At 59.1% G+C, this 26,357-nt stretch carries 29 protein-coding genes and 1 pseudogene; 8 read left to right on the plus strand and 22 right to left on the minus strand.

Features of this window, described 5'->3' with window-relative positions; all coding sequences use genetic code 11:
• The 8 genes from AWB67_RS28935 to AWB67_RS28965 form a co-directional block, all read right to left on the minus strand.
• On the minus strand, window positions 1-542 hold a 542-nt coding region (locus tag AWB67_RS28935; RefSeq protein WP_235025380.1), incomplete at its 3' end, for a LysR family transcriptional regulator.
• Between the two features lie 24 nt (window positions 543-566).
• Window positions 567-1,559 carry an inositol 2-dehydrogenase gene (gene iolG, locus AWB67_RS28940; protein ID WP_087659621.1) on the minus strand — a complete coding sequence of 331 codons (993 nt, stop codon included), beginning with the start codon at window positions 1,557-1,559 and terminating at the stop codon, window positions 567-569.
• Window positions 1,560-1,622: 63 nt separating this feature from the next.
• Entirely contained in the window at window positions 1,623-1,919 is a 297-nt protein-coding gene (locus AWB67_RS39815) for a hypothetical protein (protein ID WP_125477716.1), read from the minus strand.
• A gap of 53 nt (window positions 1,920-1,972) precedes the next feature.
• Complete coding sequence (locus AWB67_RS28945) at window positions 1,973-2,776, minus strand: SDR family NAD(P)-dependent oxidoreductase (protein ID WP_086970649.1); 804 nt, start codon at window positions 2,774-2,776, stop codon at window positions 1,973-1,975.
• Window positions 2,777-2,919: 143 nt separating this feature from the next.
• The gene (locus tag AWB67_RS28950) at window positions 2,920-3,204 is read right to left on the minus strand and encodes a YciI family protein (RefSeq protein WP_087659622.1); all 285 of its coding nucleotides are present in this window, start codon (window positions 3,202-3,204) and stop codon (window positions 2,920-2,922) included.
• Window positions 3,205-3,231: 27 nt separating this feature from the next.
• A complete protein-coding gene (locus AWB67_RS28955) occupies window positions 3,232-4,308 on the minus strand; it encodes a maleylacetate reductase (RefSeq protein WP_087659623.1) in 1,077 nt (358 codons plus the stop codon).
• Window positions 4,295-4,645 (minus strand): Dabb family protein, encoded by a 351-nt coding sequence (locus tag AWB67_RS28960; RefSeq protein ID WP_087659624.1) that lies wholly within the window; start codon window positions 4,643-4,645, stop codon window positions 4,295-4,297. Before AWB67_RS28960 ends, AWB67_RS28955 begins: the two co-directional genes overlap by 14 nt.
• Window positions 4,642-5,523 (minus strand): intradiol ring-cleavage dioxygenase, encoded by an 882-nt coding sequence (locus AWB67_RS28965; protein WP_087659625.1) that lies wholly within the window; start codon window positions 5,521-5,523, stop codon window positions 4,642-4,644. The genes AWB67_RS28960 and AWB67_RS28965 overlap by 4 nt, the downstream gene beginning before the upstream one ends.
• Before the next feature lie 297 nt (window positions 5,524-5,820).
• Between AWB67_RS28965 and AWB67_RS28970 the strand changes: the two genes are divergently transcribed.
• Entirely contained in the window at window positions 5,821-6,744 is a 924-nt protein-coding gene (locus AWB67_RS28970; RefSeq protein ID WP_087659626.1) for a LysR family transcriptional regulator, read from the plus strand.
• A 146-nt stretch (window positions 6,745-6,890) separates the two neighbouring features.
• On the opposite strand, the gene AWB67_RS28975 is transcribed toward AWB67_RS28970, so the two are convergent.
• The 5 genes from AWB67_RS28975 to AWB67_RS28995 form a co-directional block, all read right to left on the minus strand.
• Window positions 6,891-7,871 carry an ABC transporter permease gene (locus tag AWB67_RS28975; RefSeq protein ID WP_087659627.1) on the minus strand — a complete coding sequence of 327 codons (981 nt, stop codon included), beginning with the start codon at window positions 7,869-7,871 and terminating at the stop codon, window positions 6,891-6,893.
• A gap of 14 nt (window positions 7,872-7,885) precedes the next feature.
• Window positions 7,886-8,896, minus strand: coding sequence for an ABC transporter permease (locus AWB67_RS28980; protein WP_087659628.1), 1,011 nt, complete (start codon window positions 8,894-8,896; stop codon window positions 7,886-7,888).
• Complete coding sequence (locus AWB67_RS28985) at window positions 8,889-10,472, minus strand: sugar ABC transporter ATP-binding protein (RefSeq protein WP_087659629.1); 1,584 nt, start codon at window positions 10,470-10,472, stop codon at window positions 8,889-8,891. The genes AWB67_RS28980 and AWB67_RS28985 overlap by 8 nt, the downstream gene beginning before the upstream one ends.
• 459 nt (window positions 10,473-10,931) lie before the next feature.
• Window positions 10,932-12,053 (minus strand): Gfo/Idh/MocA family protein, encoded by a 1,122-nt coding sequence (locus tag AWB67_RS28990; protein ID WP_087659630.1) that lies wholly within the window; start codon window positions 12,051-12,053, stop codon window positions 10,932-10,934.
• 89 nt (window positions 12,054-12,142) lie between these two features.
• Entirely contained in the window at window positions 12,143-13,108 is a 966-nt protein-coding gene (locus AWB67_RS28995) for a sugar ABC transporter substrate-binding protein (RefSeq protein WP_087659631.1), read from the minus strand.
• Window positions 13,109-13,198: 90 nt separating this feature from the next.
• Between AWB67_RS28995 and AWB67_RS29000 the strand changes: the two genes are divergently transcribed.
• The 6 genes and pseudogenes from AWB67_RS29000 (at window position 13,199) to AWB67_RS29020 (ending at window position 17,417) form a co-directional block, all read left to right on the plus strand.
• Entirely contained in the window at window positions 13,199-14,326 is a 1,128-nt protein-coding gene (locus tag AWB67_RS29000; protein WP_235025381.1) for a sugar phosphate isomerase/epimerase family protein, read from the plus strand.
• 162 nt (window positions 14,327-14,488) lie between these two features.
• Entirely contained in the window at window positions 14,489-14,791 is a 303-nt protein-coding gene (locus AWB67_RS29005) for an antibiotic biosynthesis monooxygenase (RefSeq protein WP_087659633.1), read from the plus strand.
• Window positions 14,792-14,861: 70 nt separating this feature from the next.
• Window positions 14,862-15,287, plus strand: coding sequence for an Rrf2 family transcriptional regulator (locus AWB67_RS43440; RefSeq protein ID WP_087659634.1), 426 nt, complete (start codon window positions 14,862-14,864; stop codon window positions 15,285-15,287).
• 139 nt (window positions 15,288-15,426) lie between these two features.
• Window positions 15,427-15,690 (plus strand): annotated as a pseudogene (locus tag AWB67_RS43445) (SDR family oxidoreductase); the annotation flags it as partial.
• Window positions 15,691-15,751: 61 nt separating this feature from the next.
• Window positions 15,752-16,138, plus strand: a complete 387-nt coding sequence (locus tag AWB67_RS43035) for an SDR family NAD(P)-dependent oxidoreductase (protein ID WP_268808114.1) — start codon at window positions 15,752-15,754, stop codon at window positions 16,136-16,138.
• Window positions 16,139-16,940: 802 nt separating this feature from the next.
• Complete coding sequence (locus AWB67_RS29020) at window positions 16,941-17,417, plus strand: cupin domain-containing protein (protein WP_087659636.1); 477 nt, start codon at window positions 16,941-16,943, stop codon at window positions 17,415-17,417.
• Window positions 17,418-17,526: 109 nt separating this feature from the next.
• Here the strand turns inward: AWB67_RS29020 and AWB67_RS29025 are convergent, their stop codons facing one another.
• Window positions 17,527-18,108 carry a DUF1349 domain-containing protein gene (locus AWB67_RS29025; RefSeq protein ID WP_087659637.1) on the minus strand — a complete coding sequence of 194 codons (582 nt, stop codon included), beginning with the start codon at window positions 18,106-18,108 and terminating at the stop codon, window positions 17,527-17,529.
• Window positions 18,109-18,501: 393 nt separating this feature from the next.
• On the opposite strand from AWB67_RS29025, the gene AWB67_RS40965 reads away from it, so the two are divergent.
• Entirely contained in the window at window positions 18,502-18,654 is a 153-nt protein-coding gene (locus AWB67_RS40965; protein WP_159964971.1) for a hypothetical protein, read from the plus strand.
• 410 nt (window positions 18,655-19,064) lie between these two features.
• Here AWB67_RS40965 and AWB67_RS29030 read toward each other — a convergent pair whose 3' ends face one another.
• From AWB67_RS29030 to AWB67_RS29065, 8 genes are all read right to left on the minus strand, one after another.
• On the minus strand, window positions 19,065-20,165 hold the full coding sequence (locus AWB67_RS29030; protein ID WP_087659644.1) for an IS5 family transposase: 1,101 nt from the start codon (window positions 20,163-20,165) through the stop codon (window positions 19,065-19,067).
• Window positions 20,166-20,518: 353 nt separating this feature from the next.
• Entirely contained in the window at window positions 20,519-21,127 is a 609-nt protein-coding gene (gene ssuE / locus AWB67_RS29035; protein WP_087659638.1) for an NADPH-dependent FMN reductase, read from the minus strand.
• Between the two features lie 12 nt (window positions 21,128-21,139).
• On the minus strand, window positions 21,140-21,421 hold the full coding sequence (locus tag AWB67_RS29040) for a 2Fe-2S iron-sulfur cluster-binding protein (protein WP_087659639.1): 282 nt from the start codon (window positions 21,419-21,421) through the stop codon (window positions 21,140-21,142).
• Window positions 21,422-21,474: 53 nt separating this feature from the next.
• Window positions 21,475-22,230 (minus strand): iron-containing redox enzyme family protein, encoded by a 756-nt coding sequence (locus AWB67_RS29045; protein ID WP_087659640.1) that lies wholly within the window; start codon window positions 22,228-22,230, stop codon window positions 21,475-21,477.
• Window positions 22,227-23,591, minus strand: coding sequence for an ATP-grasp domain-containing protein (locus AWB67_RS29050; RefSeq protein ID WP_087659641.1), 1,365 nt, complete (start codon window positions 23,589-23,591; stop codon window positions 22,227-22,229). The genes AWB67_RS29045 and AWB67_RS29050 overlap by 4 nt, the downstream gene beginning before the upstream one ends.
• A 6-nt stretch (window positions 23,592-23,597) precedes the next feature.
• Window positions 23,598-24,842 (minus strand): ATP-grasp domain-containing protein, encoded by a 1,245-nt coding sequence (locus AWB67_RS29055; protein WP_087659642.1) that lies wholly within the window; start codon window positions 24,840-24,842, stop codon window positions 23,598-23,600.
• Window positions 24,839-25,966, minus strand: coding sequence for a histidinol-phosphate transaminase (hisC, locus tag AWB67_RS29060; RefSeq protein ID WP_087659643.1), 1,128 nt, complete (start codon window positions 25,964-25,966; stop codon window positions 24,839-24,841). The genes AWB67_RS29055 and hisC overlap by 4 nt, the downstream gene beginning before the upstream one ends.
• 10 nt (window positions 25,967-25,976) lie before the next feature.
• A partial coding sequence (locus AWB67_RS29065) for a phytanoyl-CoA dioxygenase family protein (RefSeq protein ID WP_143328426.1) occupies window positions 25,977-26,357 on the minus strand: 381 nt, incomplete at its 5' end.

Genomic DNA, 26,357 nt, shown 5'->3' on the forward strand with positions numbered 1-26,357 from the left:
AGACCGCTTGAACTTTGAAGTTCGCCGAAACGAACAACGAGGTCGACGCCTTCCTCAATCGGGTCGATGAGATAGTCAGAAAACGTCATCGTGAACTGCAGGTCGGGATTGCCCCGTGCAATGTTCAGCAAAATTGGAACGAGTATGCGGCGCCCGAATGCCGCTGGCATGTCGATGCGTAGCCGTCCGACCGGACGATGGAGCTCCGGCCCAAGCGCTGTTTCTGCCGTCGAGATTTCATCAAGCGCTGAGGCACACGCGGCGAAGTACGCTTCGCCATCGGCTGTGAGGGAAATGCTTCGGGTTGTACGGTGGAATAACTGAGCGCCCAATCGCTCCTCGAGCTTCGCAATCGCTTTTCCAACAGCCGACTTTGTCAGACCGAGCTGCTCGGCGGCATCCGTGAAACTGCGCGACCGGGCAGCGGTGACGAAAATAACAATTCCGCTGAAACTGTCGACCTGCGCCATATTCTGCCCTATTGAAGAGTTGCATTCTCCATATAGGGCAGTCAGCCCGTTATTGTCAACCTTGATCGCCATAGGCGTTCGCGACGCGGCTAATTGTCAGATTTTGACCGCGCAACCTGAGTTAGCTGCCTGCATCGCCGCGTTCGCAATGCGCAGTGCACGGATGCCGTCCCTAGGGGTTGCCGGCATTGGTGCGTCCTGCTCCAGTGCTGTCAGGAACCGGTCGAGCTCGACCCTGTACGAGTCCGCGTGTCGCTCGAGGAAGAAGTTGAGGAGCGGCTCACGCGCTTCAGTCCTTTCGCTCGTCCAACGGCGCAGGCTTGAGGGCCGATGGTTTTCGTTCAACAGCATCCCCTCTGAACCGAAAACTTCGACACGCTGGTCAAAGCCGTACACAGCCTGACGCGAACCGTTGATATGGCATTGCTTGCCCGAAGCCGTCCGAAGCAACACCATCACGCTGTCGTAATCCGGGAGCTCTTCCAGGCCCGGGTCGACCAGTCGGTTACCCATTGCCATCACCTCGACCGGATCCTCGCCGAGCAGCCAGCGAGCCGTATCGAAATCGTGGATGGTCATGTCACGAAAAATGCCCCCGGAGTGACGAAGGTATTCGCGCGGAGCAAGCCCCGGGTCGCGGCTGGTGATGATGACTTGGCGGACATCGCCCACTTCGCCTTCATCGATAGCCTGCTTCAGGCGCATCGCGTCCGGGTCAAATCGACGATTGAACGCCAGCATCACGCGGCCATTGAGACGCTCAATTTCCTCGACAGCCGCTAGTGCACGGTCCATATCGAGGTCGATGGGCTTCTCGCAGAGCACCGGCTTACCCAACCGGACGGCTTGCAGTGTCAGGTCGATGTGTGTGTCGGTCGGCGTTCCGACAATAATCGCATCGACGTCCTCGCGGTCCACGACGGACTTGCAATCGAGCGAAGCATCGCAGCCGAGGTCGGCGGCGAGCGCCTCGACGGCGTCCTTGTATGGGTCTGCAACGGCGACGAGCTTCACTCGGCGGTCTGCTGCGACATTAGCAGCGTGGATTTTTCCGATGCGGCCAGCACCGAGAACGGCGATTCGTAGCATTTCAGTCTCCAATTATTCCGTCGACGCATGGGGTGCGAGGACTGTTCAATATATTTCAGAAGCCTAGGAGGTCCCTCGTCGGCTTGTATTCGCGCTTGTCTTCGCCGGCGCCGGTGCTTCCAACCAACTCTCGTGCGGGTCCACCCCAGCACTATCGCAGAGCTGTCGGCTCAGACGCAGGATGTCGTCGAGGGCGAAGTCCTGCACATCGGGAAGTCGTTCGCCGCGCGCTGCGGCCACAGCTGTCGCAATGCGCAATGCATTCGAGCGCTCGCGCATCAATAACTCCAATGCCTCGACGAGAAACGCTCGATCGCTTGGCGATACATTAGAAGCAAGGAAGCTGTCATGAGCGGACATGCGCTGGTCCTCTGGGCGATTCATCCGTGAATGATGTTCGGCAACCCGCTTAGTCAAATGAGGCTGCGAATACTGCCGCCGTCGACTCCCCAGACCGCAGAAGTGACGAACGACGCGAGGTCTGAAGCCATGAATACAATCACATTGGCTACTTCATCAGGCTGCCCCAGTCGATTGAGCGGAAGGTGGCGCAAGGACAGTTCATGCTCGACAGCGTCCTTGGGCGCCATGCCATGGAACTTTCCCATCGTGTCCGCGAAGCCGCCTTCTTTGCTCCAGAACGGCGTCCAGACCGGTCCCGGTGCAACCGCGTTCACGCGAATCTTTGGCGCCTCGGCTCGGGCAAGGCCTTTCGTTAGGGCAAGCACCGCGGCCTTGGATGCCGAATAGTCAATTGGTATCGGTTCGGGCTGCCGTGCGAGGTCCGATGCGTTGTTGATGATGACCGCCTTCTCACGGTTACGCAGCACGGGCAGCAAGTAGCGACAGGTCCGTACGTAGCTCATGAAGTTGAGATTCATCGTGAAATCCCATTCCTCATCCGAGAGTTCGTCGAACGTGCGAACCTTACCGGCGCCGACATTGTTCACCAGAACGTCGAGCTGACCGTTGTATGACTTCAGGGCTGCATCGACACCGCTTTTCACCCCTTCGGCCGTGGACAAGTCCGCCTGTGCAATCGTCACGTTCGCGCCGAGCGCTCTCAGTTCGGACTGGGCTTCGTTTAGCGCGTTGATGTCGATGTCGATGAGGCAAAGCCGCGCGCCTTCGCGTGCAAAGCCCAATGCTGTAGCCCGTCCGATGCCTTGCGCACCACCCGTGATGAGCACAATCTTCCCGTCAAGTCCTGTCTGCATGATGTCTCCGTTCTGATGTTATACGTCGGTGCGAACTTTAGAAATTGTGAGCTTCGCCATCCGATTTGCCCTCTTCGAGGACGAACGCTTCCTGCTCCTGGCATACCGCGAGGAGCACCTTGACCCGATATGAAGCGACGGTGTTAGCGGATGTCTACCCGCTTGATAAATGGCCTGATGTCGACCGACGCCCAGATTCCTGCCTTGTTGAACGGATCGGTATCGACGAACTTCTGGATCTCTTCGATGCCATCGGCTTCGTAGAGAAAGAAGCTGCCAATCATGGTTTGCCCGTCAGACTTTGTCAGCGGACCGGAAATAAGCGTCTTCACTGGTGCCGTCTGCAGGTACGCTTTGTGGGCATCGTAGTTTTGAAGGCGGCGCTCAACCATGTTCGGATGGTCGAGGCAATAGACGGTGAAATGCATTGTTGTCTCCTTGCTTAGGTTCTTGGGTCAGGCCGATGCCGCACTCGGTGCGACGCCGTCAAAGGCATTCTGCAAAAGCTCGAGAAGCGCGTCGCGCTCAATCGGACGCGGATTCCAATATGGGTTTGAGCTGGCAATGTCCGCGGCCTTCGATACGTCCTCAGCCGCCATGCCGATATCTTTCAGCCCGAGCGGTGCGCCGCAGCGTTTTGCAAGTTCGTAGATCCCAGTCGCGGCGTCATCAGAACCCAGCGCGCGTGCGATGCGCTTCATCGCTTCCGGTGCAGCCTGACGGTTGTATGCGAGTGCGTGGGGTAGGACGATGGTGTGGGTCTGTGCGTGAGGAAGATTGAAGCTGCCGCCCAGCGTGTGACACAACTTGTGATGAAGTGCCATGCCAACGCTGCCTAACACGGTTCCGCAGAGCCAGGCGCCATATTGAGCCTCGGCACGAGCCTCAACGTCTTGCGAGTCCGCGACGATTGCCGGCAGCGCACGAGCAAGAGCGGCGATGCCTTCTTCCGCCATCAAACTGGTCACGGGGTTTGCATCACGCGAATACAATGCTTCCGCTGCATGGGCGATCGCGTTGATTCCACTGGTGACCGATAGCGCGACAGGAAGTGACATGGTCAGCTCGGCATCGTAAATCACCGTCTTCGGTAGAACCCGTGGGTCTGTACCGGTCTTCTTCAAGCCGGCGTCGGTGATGCCATAGATGGGCGTCATCTCGCTGCCAGCGTACGTTGTTGGCACAGCAAGAATCGGAAGGTCCGACTCCAGCGCGATTGCTTTGCCCAGACCAATCGTCGAACCACCGCCAACAGCGATTGCACAGTCCGCCTTTAGTTCGCGAGCCAGCGCACGTGCTTGCTTCGCCAGCTCGAGCGGTACGTGCATGACCGCCCGGTCGAATACTCCTGCGGCCCGTGCACCGAGGCGAGCCGCCACGGCTTCGCCCGTTTCCTTCTGCTCCGGGCTACATAGAATGAGCGCCCGCTCCGACTTCAACTCGAGCACTTCACGCTCAAGGTGCTGTAGGCTACCGGGGCCAAACACGACTCGTGCGGCCCGCGCTTGATATACAAACTCACGCTTTTGCATGAACAAACTCCGCTTTACGCTCGGTGCGCACACCAGAGTCTGCCTGGTAATCAACCTGGAATCGCGCGGTGCGCAGGTCTCCGAGCTCGTGGCGCACGCGCAAGTGTTCCGGATGCGACGCGTACGCCTCCAGGGCTTCCTGCGAGTCGAAGTCGGTGACGAGAACCGCGTCACATGCGTAGTCGATCTGGCTATGGTCGAGCCCGACTTCGAGGTGACTCATTCCTGGAATCCTGCCCCGCAATCCTTCGAAGCTCGTTTTCACGCGGTTCAACGCGCTCAGGCGCTCGGCCGCCGTGTCGCCCCGAACTCGCCACATGACGATATGCCGAATCATGCATTCACCTCCGACGGATTAAGTACAAAGTCATATTCCAGCGAATACCACGGGACGGAGATTTCTCGGCCGTCGGGCGCGACGCCCGGCTCATGTCGCTTCCACTCTGAGATGAGCGATGAGCGCACACCGAATACAACGTCGGAATCGAGGTATGGGTCACCGTCCCGGAACACGTGAGTAATGAGCGTTTCGTAGCCGGGCGCTTCAATCATGAAATGCAGATGCGCGGGACGCCATGGATGTCGGCCGACTGCCGACAGCATGCGGCCCACGGGTCCATCATGAGGAATGGGATAAGCCTCAGCCAGAATCGAGCGGAAATTGAAGAACCCTTCCGCGTCCGTTCTCAATCGGCCTCGCGCGCTATGGACTACGTTGCCAGCTTCATCTTGGTTCTGCACGTCATAGAAGCCGTCTTCGTCTGATTGCCAAACATCGAGCAGCGCATTTCCGATGGCTTCGCCACCTGCGCCACGCACCTGGCCGCGTATATAGCACGGTGCGCCTTTCGCTCCATTCGAAATGTCGTCGCCGTTACTGTAGAGCGGAGCGCCCTCGACGAAGAAAGGCCCGAAGACCGTCGCTTCGGTGCAGTTCGCAGGTTTGCGATTGTTCTGGGACATGACGAGCATCGAAAGTCCGAGGGTATCGGACAGCAGGATGAACTCCTGTCGCTTGTCGTCAGTGATATGACCGACTTCCGTCAGAAACTTGATTGCCTTGAACCACTCGTCCTCGGTGAGATGCACATCGCGAGCAAAGGCGTGCAGATGTTGAACCAGGCTCGTCATAACGGTCCTCAATCTCGCGTTCTCGCAGTTCGCGAATGAGGCAATGACCGCTTGTGTGATGGTGTCTTCGTTGATGTTGCGCATCGTGCGTGTCTCCGTTGTGCGCTAAAGGCGTCTGATAGCAAAAGGTAAAGCGTCATTCGATTAAATAAAATGCCCGGAAGTGAAATGACATTTCCGCTCGAAGGAAAAATAAGCTCACGTGCGTGAGTTCGAACCATCCAACACCGCCGATTGTCGGTCCTCCTCGGATTGTAGAAATCGGCGCTACAAATCGAGGAGTTCCAGTCGGTTTATTAATCGGCTCGCCGTCGGCATAGTTGGCCTCAATGAGTGGAAGAATCACGCCAGATTCTTCCAATTGAGCTCGAGAGGAAGACGATGGACCGCTGGACGCAACTGCAACTATTTGTGCTGACTGCTAACTTAGGTAGCCTGTCGAAGGCCGCTGAACAACTCGACATGTCCAATGCAGCAGCAAGTCGAACGCTCAGTTCTCTCGAAGAGCGTCTCGGCGCGAGGCTCATAGAACGGACGACGCGGCGCATGTGGCTGACTGACGCAGGCCGCGAGTACCACCGCCGATGCACGGCCGTCATTTCCGAGCTGGCTGAAGCTGACTCGATTGCTTCCGAGGAGGCGGTGAGTCCGAGAGGCGTGCTCCGGGTGACCGGCTCCGTGTCGTTTGCGATGATGCATATCGCTCCAGCTCTACCAGAGTTCATCAGGCGCTACCCCAATCTGTCAGTTCAAATTGTCGCGGCCAATCAATACCAGAACTTCATCGAGGCTGGCATAGATATCGCCATACGTACAAAGGAGCATGAAGGCGATTCTGGCATCACGATTCGGCGTCTGGCCGAGACCAGACGAGTGATGGCAGCATCGCCCGCCTATCTGGCGGCTCACGGGCGCCCTCAGCATCCTGAAGACCTGGAGCAACACAATATGCTTGTCTATAACCTTGCCGTCGACCCCTATCTGCTTCACCTGCGTCGAGGAAACGAAAAACGCAATATCTCCATTGAGAGCGCTCTGGACTCAAACGAAGGTCAGGTTATCGCCGCCGCCGGGCGGGCAGGTTTGGGCATCGTTGTTCAGCCTCTCTACATTATTTACGATGACATCGTGTCCGGGCGTCTTATCCCCGTGCTCGAGGACTGGCAGTTGCCACGGCTGACCATCAACTTGGCTTACCAAAGCCGGCGATATCAGCCCGCGAAAATTCGCGTGTTTACAGAATTCCTGATTGAGCGCGTGAAGAACCTCAATCTCGAAGAGCGCTGGATGACCTTCGCGACCTGACTTCATTGATGGTGCCGACACACCGTGATGCATCCCGGGCTGCTGATTGGGAAATCCTTCAGCGACCAAGCTTGTCGCCGCCTTGCACTGACGAAATGCCGACGCGCTCTCTGGAGCACGCCGGATTGCGTCAGTGCGAGTAAGAATCAAACGGCCGCGGATGCCTTTCTGCGAGCGAACCGTTCGAACGGCGAGGCCAAAACCGCACCCAGACGTCCGTCGAGCAAGACCACGATGAGCAGCAACAAACCATTCACGAGAAGGATCTGCGTGGACGTGGCGTTCAGTAAGCCGAGGCCGTTGTTCAGAATGGTGAGAATCAGAACGCCCATCGCGACGCCGAGTGGGGAACCGATACCGCCGCCCAGCGCAACCCCACCAACGATGGCCGCCGAGGCCGCCTGGAGCAGGATGTTGCTGCCCATTGTCGCGGAGGCGGTCGCGAGGCTCAGCGATAGAAGGCCTCCCCCGAGAGCCGACAGTCCGCCGGAGATGACGAAGCCGACTGTCAGCGCCTTACCGACTCGAGCACCGCTTTGAATCGCCGCCTTTCGATGACCGCCTGATGCGTAGAGGTCACGACCTAGCGTAGTAAAGCGCAGGAACAGAGAAACGACGACGAAGCAGGCAAGTGTGATGAGGCTTCGCAGCGAGAAGATGCCTGCCACGCTTTGGTCGAGGAAGTCGCTGACGTCGAGATTGCCGTAGCTCAAGACGCGACCGCCTGCGAGCCAGTACCCCACCCCGGTCAGAAACATCATCGAGCCAACCGTGGTCACCAGAGACGAGACGCCAAGCCATGGCAACAAGGCTGCGTTTGCGACGCCCACCACCACCCCGAAGATAACCGCGTACAGAATGCCGAGCAAAGCACTATCGCCGCCGAACTTCACAGTGATGAGTCCGGCCACGGTCGAGATTGCCGCTACGCTCAGATCGAACTCGCCAGCAACCATCGTGACCGAAAGCCCGAGTGCGATAATTCCAAGGAACGCAAACGCCTGGAAAATCGCGTACAGGTTCGCCTGCGAAAAGTAGTGATTGACGCTAAGGCCGAATATAACCGGCATGCCGACGAGCAGGACAAGCCGAATCGCCAGATTGAGAAGTCGTTGAGATTGGTCCATTTCCTAGTCTCCTGTTATATCCGTACCGGTCCGAGCCGGGCGAGCAGCGCGCCGAACACCACCGCTGCGAGAACGACAATGCCTTTTGCGACCAGTTGGTATTCGTAGCTGACGCCGCTTACCAGTAGGACGTTGCTGATAACGGCGAGGAAGATAGCGCCGGTGACTGCGTCCGAAATCTGCCCGCGACCGCCACGAATCGAAATACCACCGACCAGCACCGCTGCAATCGCGTTGAAGTCGAGGTCGATGCCGTAAGTCAGATTGCCTTGGGCCGACGACGAGGCAATCAAAGACCCGGCCAGTGCAGCCGCTGCGCCGGCGAACGCGTAACAAACGAGCGTCGCAACCATCGTTCGAAGTCCGGCGATACGCGCAACTTCAGCTCGCATTCCAAGCAACCGGATTTCGCGCCCGATACGCGACTTCTGGAGAATGAAGCTCGCGATTGCAGCGAAGATGGCCAACACCAGGATTTGCGTCGGCAGCCAGCCAAACAGCTTGACTTGACCAAGCCAGGTGGCGTCGCCTTTACCGATGACAGTCAGGCCGCCGGTGTAGATGACGCCTGCACCGATGATGATTGACGAGGTGGCAATCGTGGTGATGATAGGATTCGCTTTCCCTAGAGCGATGATTCCGCCCTGAACGGCCCCCATCAGCAGGCCGCTCAATACAACGAGGAACAGCGTCGCACCCAGACCTAAATGAATCAGCGCTGCAAACATGACGGTGGAGACCGCCGCCGTCGCACCCATCGACAGCATGAACAGATTGCCGCTGAGGGTGACGAGCGCCATGCCGATAGCGCCGATGCCGACTGCTGCTACCGAATACATCAGCGACTGAACGTTGCCGAACTCCGTGAAGTGCGGCACGATGGCTGCAGCGATGATGATGAGAACAAGCGTGGCGATTCGAATCGACGCGGCATGAATGCTCGTCGTTCCGAAGAGTGCCGATGCCCACCGTCGCAACGCAGTTGGCGACACTTGTGCAGTGGGCTCCAGAGCGGTCTTATGCATTGCCCACCTCCGCGGGTTGGTTTCGGAAAGAGACATGTCCGTGAGATGCGTCGCTATCGCCCGCGACGATGTCGTGGAGCAGCGTGTCACCATCGATTTCAAATCGAGGCTTATGGCGCACCATTCGACCACGGAAGACGGTGAGAACGGTGTCGGCAAGTTCCAGAATTTCTTCGAGGTCTGTCGAGTAGAAGACAATCGCCAAGCCGTCGTCGGCCATCTTGCGAAGCGTCGAATAGATTTCCGCGCGAGCGCCAATATCAACGCCTCGGGTGGGCTCGTTCAACAGCAACAGGCGAGGCGCGAGCGCGACGGCTTTGGCGAGCGACACCTTCTGCTGGTTGCCACCGCTGAGCGTCGACACTTCATGAGGAAGGCGCTTCGGGTCGATGGCGAACATCGACGCGAGGCGTCGAGCCTCCTCCTGCTCACCGGCACGTCGCATAATTCCGGCCTTGCTGAACTTCGCCATGACGGAGGCAGTGATGTTGATAGCAATCGGCGCATCCAGAAAGACGCCCTTATCCGCACGGTCCTCGGCGACGTAGGCAATTCCTGCCTTCAGGGAACTGCGGATGCTGTCGAGCTTGATGGGCTGTCCATCGACCTTGACTGAGTTGGAGATGTCGCCGCGAAGCCCGGCGAGCGCCTCGACAAGAACTTCGGCGCCTGAACCCAGCTGACCGACGACCGCGAGAATCTCACCGGGCGCTACGTCGACCGACAGGTCTTTGACCTTATCTGCAACTGTGAGGCTTGACACCGACAGTCGCGGCGCGACGTCAGCGCGGCCCTCGGGTGGCGTGCCCTTGCTATGCACAAGTTCACGCCCAATCATTGCCTTGACCACTTCAGCAGTCGTCATGTCCGCGGTACGTTGCGTCAAAACGTGCTGGCCGTTGCGGAAAACCGTGACCCGGTCCGTCAGCGCAAACACCTCATCGAGCCGGTGGCTCACAAAAATCATTGCGGTGCCTTGGTCGCGCAGCTTGCGCGCAACGTCAAAGACTCGAACAATCTCCGCGTCCGACAAGGTGGCAGTCGGCTCGTCGAGGAGCAGAACCTTCGCCTGCCGCGACATGCCTCGCGCGATTTCTACGAGTTGGCATTCGGCGAGGCTGAGTCGAGATGCCGGAGCATCCAGCTTGACGTGTGACAACCCGACTGAGTCGAGATGCTCGCGGACAGAGTCCCGATACTCACCGCGACGGTAGATTGCGCTCCGGTCCACGCCACCAAGAAGAATGTTATCGAGTACCGAGAGCGTCGGAACGATTGCAAGCTCTTGGTGAACGATTGAGATGAGCCGAGGGTCGGTGCGACTCCCGAGTTTCAGAGCGTGGCCGTCGACAGTGATTTCGCCGTCGTCAGGGTGAACGAGGCCGCCCAGAATCTTGATGAACGTGCTTTTACCCGCGCCGTTCTCTCCACACAGCGCATGAATTTCGCCGGGCGCCAGTTCGAGGCTGACGCCTGTCAGCGCCTTGACGCCACCATAATGCTTTGTGAGATTGCGAGCGCAGAGCAGACTCTGAACCGCTACCGGCTCAGCACCGGAATTCGCGTCTTGCAGCATTGTCTTCCTCCAAACGCGGACACTCTTTGGTCGTCCGCTGTCAAGGGCTGATGCCTGTCACTGTCGCCGACCTCCTGCGCGTAGCTGGTCGTGTGTACGTGACGGCATACATGTCGAATAACGATGTCCCGCGTCGATGCTCTGCATTTCGCTTACCAAGGCTCAAAACGAGCGAGGAGGCGCTGCCGCATCAGCGACGCTGCTGTTGGCGGTCTCTGAGGAGAGGAACTCGCAGGGAATCGCTGCTTGCGCAGGAATGCATGTCGTCTCCAGCAGAAACCGTCAGCGGCTTCGTTATTGTTGAGTTGCAGGTTATTAGTTCGGCTGCGAAAGAAAAATGCGCTGCGGCGAAATGATATTTCCGGTGGAAGGAAATATCCCTGCTGGTCGAATTCCCGTCCCGCGGAGCCGCACGTGCTGCCCGACCAGCCGCGCGTAGCCTTGAGCCTGCGGCTCACTTTAAAGAGTGATTCGCTGCCCCTGCGCCGACGACCGAATCGCCGCGTCGACGATGCGCTGGATTTCCCAAGCCTCGCGGAAGTCTGGGAACGTGGGCGTGCCGTGCTCGATGGCCGCGATGAACTCAGCCATTTCAATGGTCTTCAAGTCATTGAAACCAAGCTGGTGCCCGCCGGCCACTGTGAAATTTTCGTAGGGAGGGTGAGCCGGGCCTGCTTCAATACGGGTGAACCCCGACGTCCGAGGCTCGCCCCCGGCCTTGAAATACTGCAGCTCATTGAAGCGCTCCTGTGAAAAGCACAGTGCGCCTTTCGTTCCGTACACCTCGAACTCGAGCTGCATCTTGCGACCGGTTGCCGCCCAATTCGCCTCTATGGAACCGGAGCATCCCCGCTCAAACGTCACCATCAGTCGGGCGATGTCGTCGACTTTGACCTCACGCCGCTCGGACGAGCCTGGTGCCACCGGGCGCGTTTTATTGACGGTCTCCAGCTGCGCGTTGACTTGGGTGACGGCCCCGAGGAGGAATCGAGACATACCGACGATATGGTTGCCGATTTCGGCAAGCGCACCGGCCCCGTTCTGAGGGTCAACTCGCCATCCGTATGGAATCTCCGGGTCGGCCATGTAGTCTTCAGCGTGGACGCCGCGAAAGCTCGTGATTTCTCCCAGTTCACCGGATGCAATCATCTCCCGTGCAAGCTTGAGCACGGGGTTTTTGATGTAGTTGTAGCCTACCTGCGTAACGACCTTCGCAGCCTCAGCAGCTTTCATCATCTCAAAGGCGTCGGCGGCCGACGGAGCAATCGGCTTCTCGCAATGTACGTGCTTCCCGGCGGCAATCGCGGCAAGAGCCATTTCCCGATGCAGACCGCATGGCGTCGTGATTGAGACAATCTCAACGCCGGGGTCGTCCAGCAACGTGCGCCAGTCAGTCGTCGCGCGTTCAAACCCAAAGTGCTCAGCCGCTTGCTGAGCACCTGCCTCACTCACATCGGCCACTGCCACCAACCGCGGCCTCAGCGAATTCGGAAAGGCGTTCGACACGGCACGGTACGCCAGTGCGTGCGCCTTTCCCATGAAACCAGTGCCAATCACACCTACGCCGATCTCCCGTCTCATTAATGTCTCCGTTCGTCAAACGAAAGCGACCCCGAAGGGTCGCGAAAAACGTCCCGCCGCCTGTGCGACGCTCAACCTTGCGGCGCGCGTTACTTCTTCTGCGAGTAGCAGACGTTGAGCGTTGCCTTGGTCGCAGCAGGATTCGGCAGATACTGGATGGCTTGCGGTGCCTTGCCCGTTGCGAGGTCCTTGGCGGCCCGTGCAGCGTACGCACCGTCGTCAAACGGGGACTGCTCGACCGTGGCGTATGCTTTTCCGGCGGAGATGGCTTCCACCGCACCGGAGTCGCAACCGTGGCCAATGATGACGAGCTTCGACGGGTCGAGTCCGAGGCGCTGTGCGGCAGTCACGACGCCGCGAAGTTGCGAGTCGTTCTCCGTGTAGACGCCTTTCACGTCCTTGAATTGGGTGAAGAGCGCTGAGGCTGCGGCTTCTGCCTTCACAGCGTCCCAGTCGGCCGGTTGCGAACCGACAACTTCGATTCCAGGCGCATTCTTCTTGAGGCCGTCTACGAAACCCTGATAGCGCTGGACTTGAGGCGGCGTACCCATCGGTCCGTTGATGACGATGACCTTGCCTTTGTCACCATAGCCCTTTTCCTTGAAGCCCTGAATCATGGTCTTCGCGGCGACTTCGCCATTGCTGATGTCGTTGGGGCCGGTGAAGACCTTCCAGTACTTGGAATACTTCTGGTCGGGCATCGAGTTCGAGATGACCAGCGGAATCTTGGCTTGGTCAATCTTGCGAATCGACGGCACCATGGCGCTCGAGTCCACAGGGATAAGAACGATGACATCGGGCTTCTGGGCGAGCGTCTGGTCGACCGCGGTGGCTTGTTCGTTAGGGTCGTAGTTGCTTACCTTCACGTCGAGCTTGAGGCCCTGAGCGGCCGCTTCCTTCTCGAAGCCCTTCGCATAAAGCGCCCAGTATTCAACGCTCTGCGTCGGCATGAGCAGCGTAACGCGAGGCCGGTCGGCCGCACGGGCGCTCGTACCAAACGCGCTCGCGATGGCCGCCAGAGCAAAACAAGAAACGATGGATTTGCGGAAGTTCATGCTGTGTCTCCAATAGGCCCCCACGTCGTGGAAGAGCCGGGTTTTGATGTTTTGGTGGAGGCACAGTAAGGCTTGGTATCGGAAAGAAAAATGCGAGAGAACGAAAAGTTATTTCCTCTCACTGGAAAAATCGCCACGGTCTCAGAAAGATTGCCCCGGACGTTTGAAGAATCGAGCGATGACCCTGATGCGCCGGTCCACAAGGAGGCCACACCCTGGACTTTGCGCGATTGTCGAGTTTTACTCTACTTCAAGACGATTCGAAGGCTGTTTATTCGTTGCGACTTCTACGTAATAGTTCGACATCGATTACCCACGACCGGCATCGAATCGCCTGTCGTCACTTTCAAGAGGTCTCACATGTCCAAGTCCAAAGTCGAACTCGTTGCCGCCTACTTCACGCTCTCCGGCGATGTCTATCCGTTCGGTCCGACCGAAATCAGCCCCTTCAGCTTCAAGGACCGAGTCGAAGCAGCGGCGAAGGCCGGTTGGGACGGCATCGGCCTGATTCACTCGGACATCTACGCCACCGCCGACAAGATTGGCTTCCAGGAGATGCGCCGCATCCTCGAAGCCAACGGCATCAAGCACGTTGAGTTCGAATTTTTGGTCGATTGGTATCAAACCGGCGAGCGTCGCCGCACCTCCGATAGCCAGCGCTACTACTATCTGAAAGCCGCGGAAGAGCTGCGCGCGCGCATTGTGAAGGTCGGCCCGGGGATCGGCGAGGACACCGCAAACGTCTCGCTCATGGTCGAAGAGTTTGGCACACTGGCGGAGGACGCTGAGAAACGCGGGACCCAAGTCATGCTGGAAATCATGCCTTTCAGCAACGTCCGCACGATTGAAACCGGCAAGGCCATTGTCGAAGGCGCCAACAAGGCGAACGCCGGTCTGCTGCTCGACATATGGCATCTGAGCCGCGGCAATGTCGATTTCAAGGAAATCGCCACGATCAAGCCCGAGTTCATCAAGGGCATCGAACTGGACGACGCAGACCGTTACGCGATCGAGCCTCTGTGGATGGACACCTGTCATAAGCGTCGCCTGCCGGGCGAAGGCGTCCTCGACGTGAAGGGCTTTATCAAGGCAGTTCAGGCAACGGGCTTCGATGGTCCGTGGGGCGTTGAGATTCTCTCTGAAGTCGAGCGCAAGCTCCCGTTGGAAGAAATGGCCACGCGGGCATACAACGCGACGATCCGCCAGTTCGAAGAGTAAGCAGGATAGCGAAGAGTCGCCCGACAGCTACAACCACAGGTTAGCGGCCGTCTTGCTATTTAAGATTCCACTCGCCGACTCCTGTTCGACGAAATGCCATTCACAGGCATCGCAACGATGCCTAGTCGCCACCTCCAAAGCGAACACTGACAACCACGAAAAATGCTGGCTCTCTACATCCGATTCAAACTCGTTGCCTCGGCCAAGTGGCAGTTCTTGCCGCATCTCGACGAGCTGATTCAAGCGATGGCTACAGAACCATCGTTCGTAAGCGCAGTACTCAATGAAGATCCGAATGCAGAGAATGAGCTAGTTCTCTTCGAAGTATGGAACGGATCGCAAGACGAATGGCTCGCTCAGCAACCTAAGAAGCCGTATCGGAGCGTCTATGACCATGCGACGAAGGAGCTTATTGCCGACAAGGAAGTGCGATTCCTCTCGCCCATCGCCATTCGCAATGTGTAGCGGACTTTGCCACCCCGGACCGGGCATTTTCTTCTTGCATTCAGTATGGATACTAATATAGTATCCAAAAATGGCTTCAGTGAACACTCAATTTTCGATCGCTGTCCACGTACTGGCGGCAATCGTACATCACGAAGGAATCTTCACGTCGGAAGTTCTCGCAGGCAGCGTGAATGCGAACCCGGTTTTCGTTAAGAGAATCCTCGTTAAACTCTCGAAGGCGAAGCTGGTTACGACGACTGTTGGTAAGTCGGGTGGTTATGGCCTGGCACGAAGCCCAAAGAGTATTTCTCTCTTGGACATCTACTCTGCGGTAGACCCTCCAAATGCTTTTGCAATCCATGCCTATCCCAAAAGGGACGAGTGTCTCGTGAGCTGTAACATCAAAGAAGTCATGAGCGACGTGCTTGCTGGCACTCAGGTGGCCGTCCGCAATGAGCTGAGGCAGACGACATTGGCGGACGTGGTGTCCAAAATCAGGGCTAGGTCCGGTTAGCGTTTTTTTACTCTAAATAGATACTTTTATAGTATCCAATATCCACCGAAAGGGATTCAAAATGACCAAGCTGAATGGAAAGAACCCTGTGATCACCGGCGACGCCGCCGGAATCGGCCGCGCCGCAGCAGAGCGGGGCATGGACGCGCCCACCGCCGTGCTCATCGGGGTGACCGGAGGACTTGGTCAAGCCTTGGCGAGGCTCCTCGCGGCCGAGGGCTTCCGGATGGTGCTCGCGGCGCGGCGCGAGCACGACGCTGCGGCGCTGACCGGTCGGAACGACGGCTCGGCAATTTACCTGCGCGCGGACGTCACCGATCCGGCGAGCCTCGAGAACCTGGCGGCGGCGGCCTTTGACCACCTCGGCCGGATCGATGCGGTGGTGAACCTCGCGGGCATCTCGCCGCGCAAGGCCATCGAGGACTACACGTCGGCCGACGTGGACGCGCCTGCTCGCGGTCAACGTGAAGGGACCCATCTGCGTGACCCAGGCATTTGTGCCGGGGCTACGCAAGCAAGCCGGCGGCGGAGTGATTGTCCACATCGGCGGCGCCATGGACGGCCGGGTGGCGCTGCCGTTTATGAGCGCCTACGCGGCGACCCGCGGCGCGCTGGCGAGCTACGTGCAAGGCGCCAACCGCGAGCTTGCCGGGACCGACGTGGTGCTTTCTTTCTTCGGGCCTGCGCCCTCGAACACCAAGTCGGAGTCCGCATATTTCGACATGTGGCGCAAGATGGGCGTCGCCCTCTGCGAGCCTGATGCGGTCGCGCGCGATATCCTCGCCACCATCCGCCAGCGACGTCGGGCCCACATCATGGCGGCTCGCTGCTCAGGATGCTTACGCTCGTGAACGCCGTGTCGCCATCCGCTGCCGACGCGATCGGTCTGCGGCGGTTCGGAAAGCTCATCCAGCAGCATAGTCCACACTGATCTCCGCTGCGGGAGCCGCCCGTCAGTTCGATTCGGTCCTGAGCCGCGGTATTGTCCATTATCGTGAATCAGCCCCGTAGAACCATAAATCGCAGTGTAAAAATGTACCACTGCAGCGCACTGGAGAAGCGAGATAAAAGTGTACCGGTACGCCGCCTTTATCCTCAGTTCATGGTTGATTTAAGGGAAGTCAGAAAGGATGTGATGTATTCGGTGGGGCCAAAGGCAAGCGGCGCGTGTCCACGCGTGTCCAATGTCTTGATTTCGGCGGGCGCGAATGCAGGTTACGCGCGGATTGAGGCGGCGGCAAATTCAGTGACGACATTCCAGGGCAGCAGATCGTTGATGCGATTGATCGGATGATCTCTCAAATGGCCGCGTGCAGCCCGCTGCGGTTGCCATACGTCGCTCGGAATGTTTCTTGAACACTGTCGGCACCGTGCGTCGAAGTCCGCACTCCAAGGGCGAAGTGACGACTTTATTTCGCGTCCGGCAAACCCATGCTGAGTAAGGTTAGCCCGCGCTATCAGGTGCTTCGAGGTCCCCGAGTTGACGACCTTATAGACGCAACGTTGACATTTTTAATGCGTTCTACGGCAGGCGGGCGGCTGCCCACGAGAACATCGCACCGACAGCCTGTCGGCGGCCTACAGAAACCTACAGGACGAGGAAGACTTCACGGCTCGCTATGCGGCGCTGCTCGAACATTACGGGATGGCTGCATGAATAACGGAAGTTCCACCATTGTTCCTGAGAAGACGAATGCCTCGGAACTCTTGAAAAAGTTGGTCTACGCTACCGAGCAAACGGCCCCACTAGTTCCAGGGCGACGAGCATTCTTCAATTACAGAGACCTCGGCGTCACGGATGCGACTGACGGAAGAATGAGAGTACAGGTGACTCTTGCAACCGGCGTAATGCAGGAGACCGGTTGGCACTACCATATCTGCGAAACTCAATTTATCCTTGCTCTTCGCGGTTGGATCGATCTTCAGTTTGAAGATGGCCGCGTTATCCGCGTAGGTCCCGGCGAATCCCTTTCTATTCCTCCCGGTCTTAAACACAACGAAATCGGAATATCTGAGGATCTCGAGCTTCTGGAAGTCTCGGTACCTGCAAAGATGGATACGCTCCCTTATGATCCGCCTGATAGTCTCCGTGCGTCTATTCAAAATGGCCAACCCGTCGCCATGCCTTAAGCCTAACGAAATCTGAGCCAATCACCTAACGCGACCAGCAGGCGAGCGATCGGATTGATTTTATAGCTGCGCAAACGTCGCGCGTCCCGGGGGGCCGCTGAGGCGGCACTCAGGACAAGTCATGAAGATCCTTATCGATGGCAGCGGTAAGCCAAAGATCCTCAAATTGCACAGATAATCCGCCCCGTTCCGGCGTACAGCACATCACGCCTACAGCGTATTTCTTGAACGTCGGGAAATGCGCGAGTCGAAGCAACGGCCAGTTTTTTCCGTCGGTGGAATATTGCAGACGCAGATTTTCCCCCTTTCGCGTCAAGCGCATCGAAAATGCCTCAACGCCGTCCGGGAAGATGCCGGTTGCCCAATCAGAATGGTTTATCGTCAAGACGCTGCCTATTGCTGGCGCGCCATCATTTAACTCAACACCAGCTTTTAACCAGTGATTTTGGTCTGCGAGAAACATAACTCCAGCCTGATCATAGAGGGCACTGAAACCGGCCCTTACTTTCACCTGGAAGGTGAAATCACCCGTTACATCGATTCCAAAAAAATGGCCAGAGAATCGCTCGAATCCATACCATGTTTTATTCCAAAAATCCGTTTTCTCGTCCGTAGTGACGGACAAGGCGCCGCCTTCACGACTCCAGTTCTGAGGTTCGTTGATCCAGTAAAAATCCGTAGCCTTAATCATTTTGGCACCTCATTCCAATGGTTCGTCAATAGAGCATCAGTGTTGAGTGTTCTGTAATTAGAGCGTCCAATATAAAGGGGAACTTCCAGTTTACTCAGATCGACAGAACCATCTTCCAGAAAAGAAATCTTTATCCTTGTGCGTCTGCAGAATCGTGCCGACCACCAAACAAGACGTTATGGCAATTCTAGCCCCCAAACGCTATCCCGATAATAGGATTTATCAGGCATGCGAACTATTTCATATCGTTGATGTGATTCTGAGTTGCGGTCTACTCTACTCCGTGCCTTCCGTTGCGGCAGATCCGTACATAGGTCTACCCAGCGACGCCGTTCAAGAGTAAACGGGGAACTGGGTGTCGAAGGCACGCCGGAACGTCAACGAGAGGCATTGATGACACTGCGTGACGTGCTGCCGAGCATGCCGTCCCTGACAGCCGTCGTCTACTTCAACTCGCCGGATTCGCCGGGTGCATGGCCGCTCATGCACACGCCCGACTGGCAACTCGAGCCAACGCTGCTCACGTTGCTCGAATCGAAAAACTGAGTACACCCGAGAGTAAGGGGGCTTTGCACGGGGCTCCTTCTCGCACGGATTCCAAATCGCTATTTGGAAGGCGCAAATTCTCGGACCGTCATGGACGTGGCAGCGTCGAGCGCGGTTTCGCGAGCGCCGGACACCCCATGAGACAGGTGTCTGGTTGATGGACAGAGAAGAACATGCGCTCTTTTTGCGAAATTCTCACGCTGTTCGACCAGCAACTGGCTGAAGTTCGTCTCGCGAATTTAAGAGCGTAAATCAGCGTTTAGCAGGCCGTTGAAATATCCGTCGTTGATGCACTCAGATGCATTACGACGGATGCTGGTTTCGAATTTTTGAAATGCGTAACTCGTTTGCGGGCATTCGACGTTGCTCGCGGGCTTACCATATCGGTGCTATCCATTGCTTCCTGCCCCTCAACCGGCAAGTGTGCGCATACGCGTCAGGTTGTAGCCGACCTGCGTCAGCACGAAGAGCTGGTCTACACGTTCAAGTCCTCGATACATCACCTGTCGAATTCGACCGACTGTCTTGCCCCATCCGAACACCTGCTCAATGCGTTTACGTTTTTGCTGGCTGACCGCATAGCCCGCCCAACGCGTAGTTCGCCCGTCGATTGCTGAACCTCCCGGCCGCTCAGCGTTTTGCGCCACATGCGGCGTGACACGATTCGCGCGACAACTGCCGATGAAGCCGGCGGTGTCGTAGTTCTTGTCCGCGCCGACCGTGATGGCGCGCGGCGCAACACTCGCGGCATCAGCAAGCATCTGCCCTGCCGCGTCGCGCTCGGCGGTGCCGGTCGCCAGCGTCACCTGTGCGTTGACCACCAGGCCGTGCCGGTTGTCGGTCAGCACATGGCCCATATAACAGAGCATCGCCCCGGTTCCTTTGCTCTTGCGAAACAGACGCGCCTGCTCGTCCGTCGTGGAGTGGTGCGTCTCGTTACTGCGCTTCTGTCCATGCCAGTTGTCATTCGGCGCGGGTGGTTCGTCAGGAGGTGTGTCGTCTTCGTCCGGACTTGCCTTCGCCACAAAGCTCTTATGCCCGGCCCATGCCTGAATCAGTGTACCGTCGACGCTAAAGTGCTCCCCAGAAAGATGTCCACGCTCGCGCGCCGTCTCGACTGTCTCGTTGAAGAGCAACACCACCACATCGTGTTCAAGCAAACGGTCGCGGTTCTTGCTGAACGTCGAGTGGTCCCACACAGTCCCGTCCATCGGCAGGCCGACGAACCAGCGGAACAGCATGTTGTAGGAAATCTGTTCCACCACCATGCGCTCGCTACGAATCGAGTACAGCACCTGCAGCAAAAGAGCTCGCACCAGCTTCTCCGGCGCGATGCTCGGCCGACCTCCTTTCGCGTCAGCCTCGTACATCCGCGCGAAAACATCGTCCATGCGTTTAAGCGCGTCATTGAGCCACGCGCGAACCGGACGCAACGGATGGTCCTTCGGCACAAAATCGTCCAGCTTCAGCACCGTGAACATTGACTCGGTAAAACCATCTGGCCCACGCATCCGTTCCATCTCGCTCTCATTGATGACATAAGTTCAACGTTTACGCCTTCGTTACGGATGACCGCTACATGAGGTATTTCAACAGCCTGTTAGGGCAGTGAAGGCGACTTCCTTCTAGGTGCCCCAGAAGATCGTCGCGACAATTCCAATCTGTTGCCTCGGCCGCCCGGGTGAAATCTTTCTGGGCAGCAGCACATTCCGGGCGTCCCACCATCGACCGTGCAGTTTTCATGCAATACGACCTCCCCTGACGTAAAGTCTCGAACGCCGACCGGATCATCGACGAGGTCACCAGGATCGAGACATCGACCTGGTACGCTATTACAAAAGATCGCGGAATGGGCGCCCTACCCTCAACGCACGAAAAGATCCGCTTCTCGAGTCGGTCTCTCGTTGCTCATGCGCCGGCCATCGCGCAAGCTGCGCAGTGCCGCGGCATCGTCGAGCGCACGTACCAGCGACTCGATGGCTTCGGCAAGCCGATCTGCGATCGCATCGGTCACAGCGTAGGTGCCGTCGACCACTGGCATGTCGCGCTCGGTCGCGAACACGTTTTCGAGCACGTGGCGCGCGCCGAGCGAGGCCAGCACCGGCTTCAACGCGTAGTCGAGCGCCAGCAGGTGGGCAAGGCTGCCACCGGTTGCGAAAGGCAGTACGGGCTTGTGCGCCAGCGCCCTCTGCGGCAGCATGTCGAGGAAACTCTTCAGCAAGCCCGAATAAGACGCCTTGTATAGCGGCGTCGCAATGATCACGGCCTGCGCGTGTTCGACCAGCTCGACCGCTCGGCGCACGGCGGCGTCGCCGAAGTCGGCATGCATTAGGGCCACCGCCGGCAGTTCACGGGCATCGATGCGCCGCACCGCCGCGCCGTGCACCCGCAACGCGGTTTCCGCGAGGCCAAGCAGATGCGTGCTGCGTGAGCGGGCGGCGGGACTGCCAGATAGCGTCACTACATAGGACACAGTCGAACCCCCTCAGCATTGCCGGATCGTCACGTCGCCGCGCAGCTGGCATTGACAGGCCAGGCGCCTCGACTCATGGTCGTGGCCGAGCGAGGCGAGAAACAGGCTCTCGTCCTCGTCGGGGCGTGACAGGTTGGCAGCGCCGTCGATCACCTCGATGACGCAGATGCCGCACATGCCGGCTCGGCAACCGAATATCAAACCAGCGAGTTGAAGTTCCGCGGCGTCTGACAGGTAAGCGTCGTTCGGCAGTGAGAACGCTTCGCCGGTGGTGCTGATAAGTACTTTGTGCATGTCCGCTCCGCAAGATGGTGGCCGTCCAGCCACGGCGGCCGTCCGTTGATGATTCACGCCGTGAGCTTTTCCTCGACGGGCGCCTTGACTGTTGACTCGTAGAGCTCGCGGAAATACATCGTGAGGATTGTCTGGATGTCGTCGAAGTAGCGCAGCACCTTGTCGACATCCTCCTCGCTGCTTATCAGGTAGCGCAAGATGCGCCACATCTCGCCCGCGTGGTCCTCGCCGACATCGGTGTTGATGTGCGCGAGCTGCCCTTTGATCTTCTCCTCGCCCAGCGTCTCTTTCATCGATTTGATCTGCCGCGGCGTCAGCTTGGCCGTGGTGTACTCGACGAGATAGCTCGATGCAACCACGCCGATCGGGCTTTCATGTTCGCAGAGGAAGTAGAAGAACCCCTGCAGCAGCCGCGTGGCGAGAAAAGGTTCGGTGGCTAGCAGTTCCTCTTGCGTGACGCCGAGCGCCTTGCAGTCCTGCATGAACAACGTATCGTGGTTCATCTCCTCCGACTGGTACTCGGCATAAAGCTGCGCGGCTTCGGGCGAGATCTTGGTGATCGCGTGCAACGCCTTGCAGTGCGCCGAGCGGCTCAGGCGGATGCGCCACACATGCTCGATCGTATGACGGCGGTACCACCTGCTGTCGAGCTTCCTGCTCTCCAGGTGGCTCGCATACGGTACCGTGGCGGCCCATTCCGCCATCTTCCCGTCGAGGTACTGGTCGAGCCGGGCCCGGATGCGCTCGCCATCGGCGAGCGAGTAGAAGGGAACTGGGCGTTCGATGCCGCAGTGGGTCACGCGATTCATGGCTTCTCCTTGGCTGTCGGATTGGCGGCGCTGGCGGCCGCGTCGGAATACTGCACCACGAGCTTCTCGTCGAGCATCGTCGAGAGCGCTTGCAGTTGGTTGGCGATATCGGGAATACGCACCTTCCACAGTGCGTTCAGGATGAAGATGCCGCGCTCCGAATCGGGTAGTCGGGTTCCTTCGCGCACCGGCATTTCAGCGATGTCCGGTTGGGGCATCAGTTGCTCGATCGACAGCTTTTCCAGCGTGCGGTTGCGCTCGCCGTAGCGGCTGAAGAACACCGTGCCATGTTCCATGCTCTTGTCGCGGCGACGCGTGCTTTCGCGAAGCGCTCCCAACTGGCCGCGCAGCGCGAGACGCGACTCGTCCGACACGCTGCACAGCGTCCTGACCCACAACTCCAGCATCGACAGGCCGCCAGTGAACACGCCTACGCTCTGGTTGATCAGCGCGCCTCCCATGCGGGCGTTGATTTCGATAATGTCCCAGTGCCCGTCGCGCGGGTCGTGGCGAGCCTCGATGTGGTAACAACCTTCACGCAGGCGCAGTGCCGAAAGACATTCATCGATGAAGCGCTCCCCAGCAAGCTGCTGCTCATCGCTCAGGCGCGGCGCCGGCAGCGAATTGCTGGTTTCGAGCGTCGTGCCGCTCGAGTCGTCGAGATACTTCGCGTGCACGCCGATGACATGGCTTGCGCCGCCGACAACCAGCACCTCGAGGCTGTACTCGTCGCCTAGCACATAGTCTTCCGCGATGAAGTCGAACTGGCCGGCGAAGATCGCGCGGAAGGCGAGGTCGTCGCGCATCTGCATCTGCAACGCTTGCAGCCTGTCGATGGTGAGCGTGTCGTCGAGCCGGAAGCAGGCAAAGGAACCTGCGCCGCGACGCGGCTTGACGAACAGCTTCCTTCCGCTCATGCGCAACAAGGGCAGCGTCTGCGCATCGAGCACGGTCGCGGTGGAGCGGCTCAGGCCTCGTTCAGAGAGGCACTGGCGGCACAGGAACTTGTCCATGCACTTCTTCAGCGCCAGAGGGTCCGCGTCGATGGCGCCGATACGCTGGTTGGTCAGCGCCATCAGGACGCGGTAGCCTTCGAACGTGGCAAGCGCCGCGATGATGGTGAAGCCTTCGGCGCTCGCCTGCGTGAGCACCGGCGCCACATGCGATTCGTCGAGGTGCTCGTCGTCGACATGCCAGAGGCGCGCGACTCCGAGAGCGGCGAGCTGCTCCAGGTCGCGCACATCGCGCGGCTTTGAACTGAGCACCACCACGGCGACGCCGAGCCGCTCGGCATAGTCCTTGATCATTGCCGCATAGGAGCGGGCCTGGTGGCCAAGCAGGAGAAGGGCGGGTGTCGTCATGATGTGTCAGGGCTCGATAGTGGTGATGGAAAACTCGCTCAGGACGTGTTCTACGTCCTTCACGACTTGGTCGGCCGAGGAGGCGGCGAACAGAAAGCGGCCGGACTGCATCGAGCAGTAACCGTCCTCGTGCTCGATGACCTCGCCTTCCTCGGGGACGAGCTGGCGGTAAAGGCTTCGTAGCCGGCCGTGAAAGCGCGTCACCGACTGCACGCGCAAGGGCAGGCCGGCGGGACGAGGGAACATCAGCCAGGCGCCGATCGAGCGGGGCGGGGCGCTCAGCGTGGCCGGCTGTCCCAGGCTCATGTTGAGCCACTCGCCAAACAGGTTGATGCCGGTGGCCTGGTGGATCACCGAAGGTACGTCGGCGCCGCCGACACGGGCGCCCACCTCGAGGAACACGAGATCGTCGTCGGCCGTGTGGAACAGTTCGAGGTGGAATGGGCAAGCCTTCAGCCCGATCGCCTCGATGCACTGCTTCGAAAAGCGGGTGACCGTGGCATGCAACGCCGTGCCCGGCTCAAGCATGATCGCCCCCAGCGGCGCACCGAATGTGAAGTCGAGGCACGTATTGACGTAGCGCGAGGGCACGAGCAACGTGACCTTTCCCGCTGTATCGACCAGACCGTCGACGTGCAGCAGGATGCCGGCGATGTACTCTTCGAGATCCCAGTGTTCTTCTGCCGGCAGGGCGGCCATCGCCATGCGCAACTGCGCCTCGCTGTCGATCTTGCGCACCCCCTGGCTCGACTGGCCGTTGATAGGTTTGAGGATCACCGGGTAGCCCGTGCCGGCGGCAAACGCGATTGCGTGGTCGATCATCAGTGCCGTGACGGCGGTATAGCGCGGTGTGCGCAGGCCGGCCGCGGTAACTTTCTGCTTCATCACGAGCTTGTCGCGCCCGAGCCGGTTCTCTTCCGGCCACTTGCCCGGAATGCCGAACTCCTCGCGCAACTGCGCCCCGAGATCTTGCAGGGACTCCGAGAACACGATGAGCCGGTCGATCGGCCCGTGCTCGCGCGCAATCTCGGCCAGCACGGGCCGGTAGGCGGCCGCGTCGTCCAGCCGGTCGAATTCGTACACGCGACAGCTGTCCACCCGCGCAGTAATGGCCGAGAGGCCTCGACGATTGGCGATGTAGCTGACCCGGTGCGCGCGGTGATCAATGAAATCCTCGTAACGAACGAGATCGAAGTCCCATCGCGCGGTTCCGGGAAAGCGCGCGAGGTTGTTGATGATGACGACGTTCATACATCCTCCAGAGCGGCGTGCACCGATGGCGTCGCCCGCAGCAGGTGTTGCATCTCGGCGACGAGTTGTTCGACCTCTCGCGGCGTCCCCACGGAGATGCGGATGTGCGTGGGCAGCCCGTAGGCGTGCATCGCGCGGGTGATGAACCCGCGCGCCAGCAGCCCTTCGTAGACGGGTCGCGCGGCACTGCCGAAATCGGCCAGGACGAAGTTCGCGCTGCCCTCGACCACGGCGACGTTCATCGCGGCAAGGGAATCGGCGAGCACGCGTCGGCCATCCCGAGCCAGCGCGACGATGTGCTCCACATGGGCGCGATCGTCGAGCGCCGCCGACGCGCCCGCCAGCGCCACACGGCTGACCGGAAAGGGTGGCCGGATCCGGTTGAGCCAGCCGATCAAGCCTGCATCGGCTATGCCGTAGCCGATGCGCAGCGCGGCTAGACCATAGGCCTTGGAGAAGGTCCGCGTCACGATGACGTTCGGATGGCGCAACGGCAACTGCTCGGTTTCATGTGGCGCATCGGCGTCGGTGAACTCGGCGTAGGCTTCGTCGAGCACCAGCAGAACATGATCCGGCAGGTTGTCGATGAGGTGCTGGAGTTCCCGCGCGGTCAATGCATGGCCGGAGAGATTGGTCGGGCTGTCGACCAGTACCATCCTCGAACGCGAATCGATCATCGCGAGAAGCCTTTCTACGTCGTGCCCGAAATGACCGCCCGATGCAGCGAGCCGCACCGTTGCACCCTGTTCCTTCACGAAGGCGGGATAGGCGCAGTAGCCGAACTCGGAGAGCACGACGTTGTGATCCCGCGAGACGAACGCGCGGACAAGCGAGGCAATCACGTCGATCGACCCATTGCCGAGTACCAGATGAGCGGCGGGTACGCAGAGGCGCTGCGCCAGCTTGTCGAGCAGGTCTTGCGCGTCGGGATAGCGGTTGGCCTGCGCGAGCGCGTCGCGCATCGCGGCGGTTACCGCGGGCGACGGCGGCACAGGCGACTCGTTGCTAGAGAACTTGAATATCTCGCTCAGGCCGGTGTCGCGCCGCAGCTTCTCCTCGGTAATGCCGGGCCGATAGGGATCGAGTGAGTGCAGTGGCGGAACGACGAATTGCGACGAGTCCATGTGCATTCCCTCAGTGCGCTGCGGCGTCGGCGACTGCGTATCCGGCCGTCGTCATCGCCGCCAGGTCCTTGCGCAGATGCGAGCCTTCCTGCAATTCGTAGAGCGACCCGAACTCGCGCTCGGCGAACGGCAGCGGATGCACGCCGGCTTCAACCCGCGCGATCTTCGCGCGTCGACCGCGCAGCAGTTCGATGCCCGGCTCGTTGTGCGCGGCGTGCGGGCCAAAGTAGATCGGGAAGGCATCGGCAGCGCGGTAGGCCGGCAGGAAGGTGCGGCGGGGCAGGCTCGATTCGTTGCGCGCCGAGGCATGCAGCGTCATGCAGTGCAGGAACACCACGCTGCCGGCGGGCACTTCGATGTGGACCGCGCTCGCCTCGTCGACACCCTGTAC

Source organism: Caballeronia terrestris, assembly GCF_001544515.1.
GTDB lineage: Bacteria > Pseudomonadota > Gammaproteobacteria > Burkholderiales > Burkholderiaceae > Caballeronia > Caballeronia terrestris.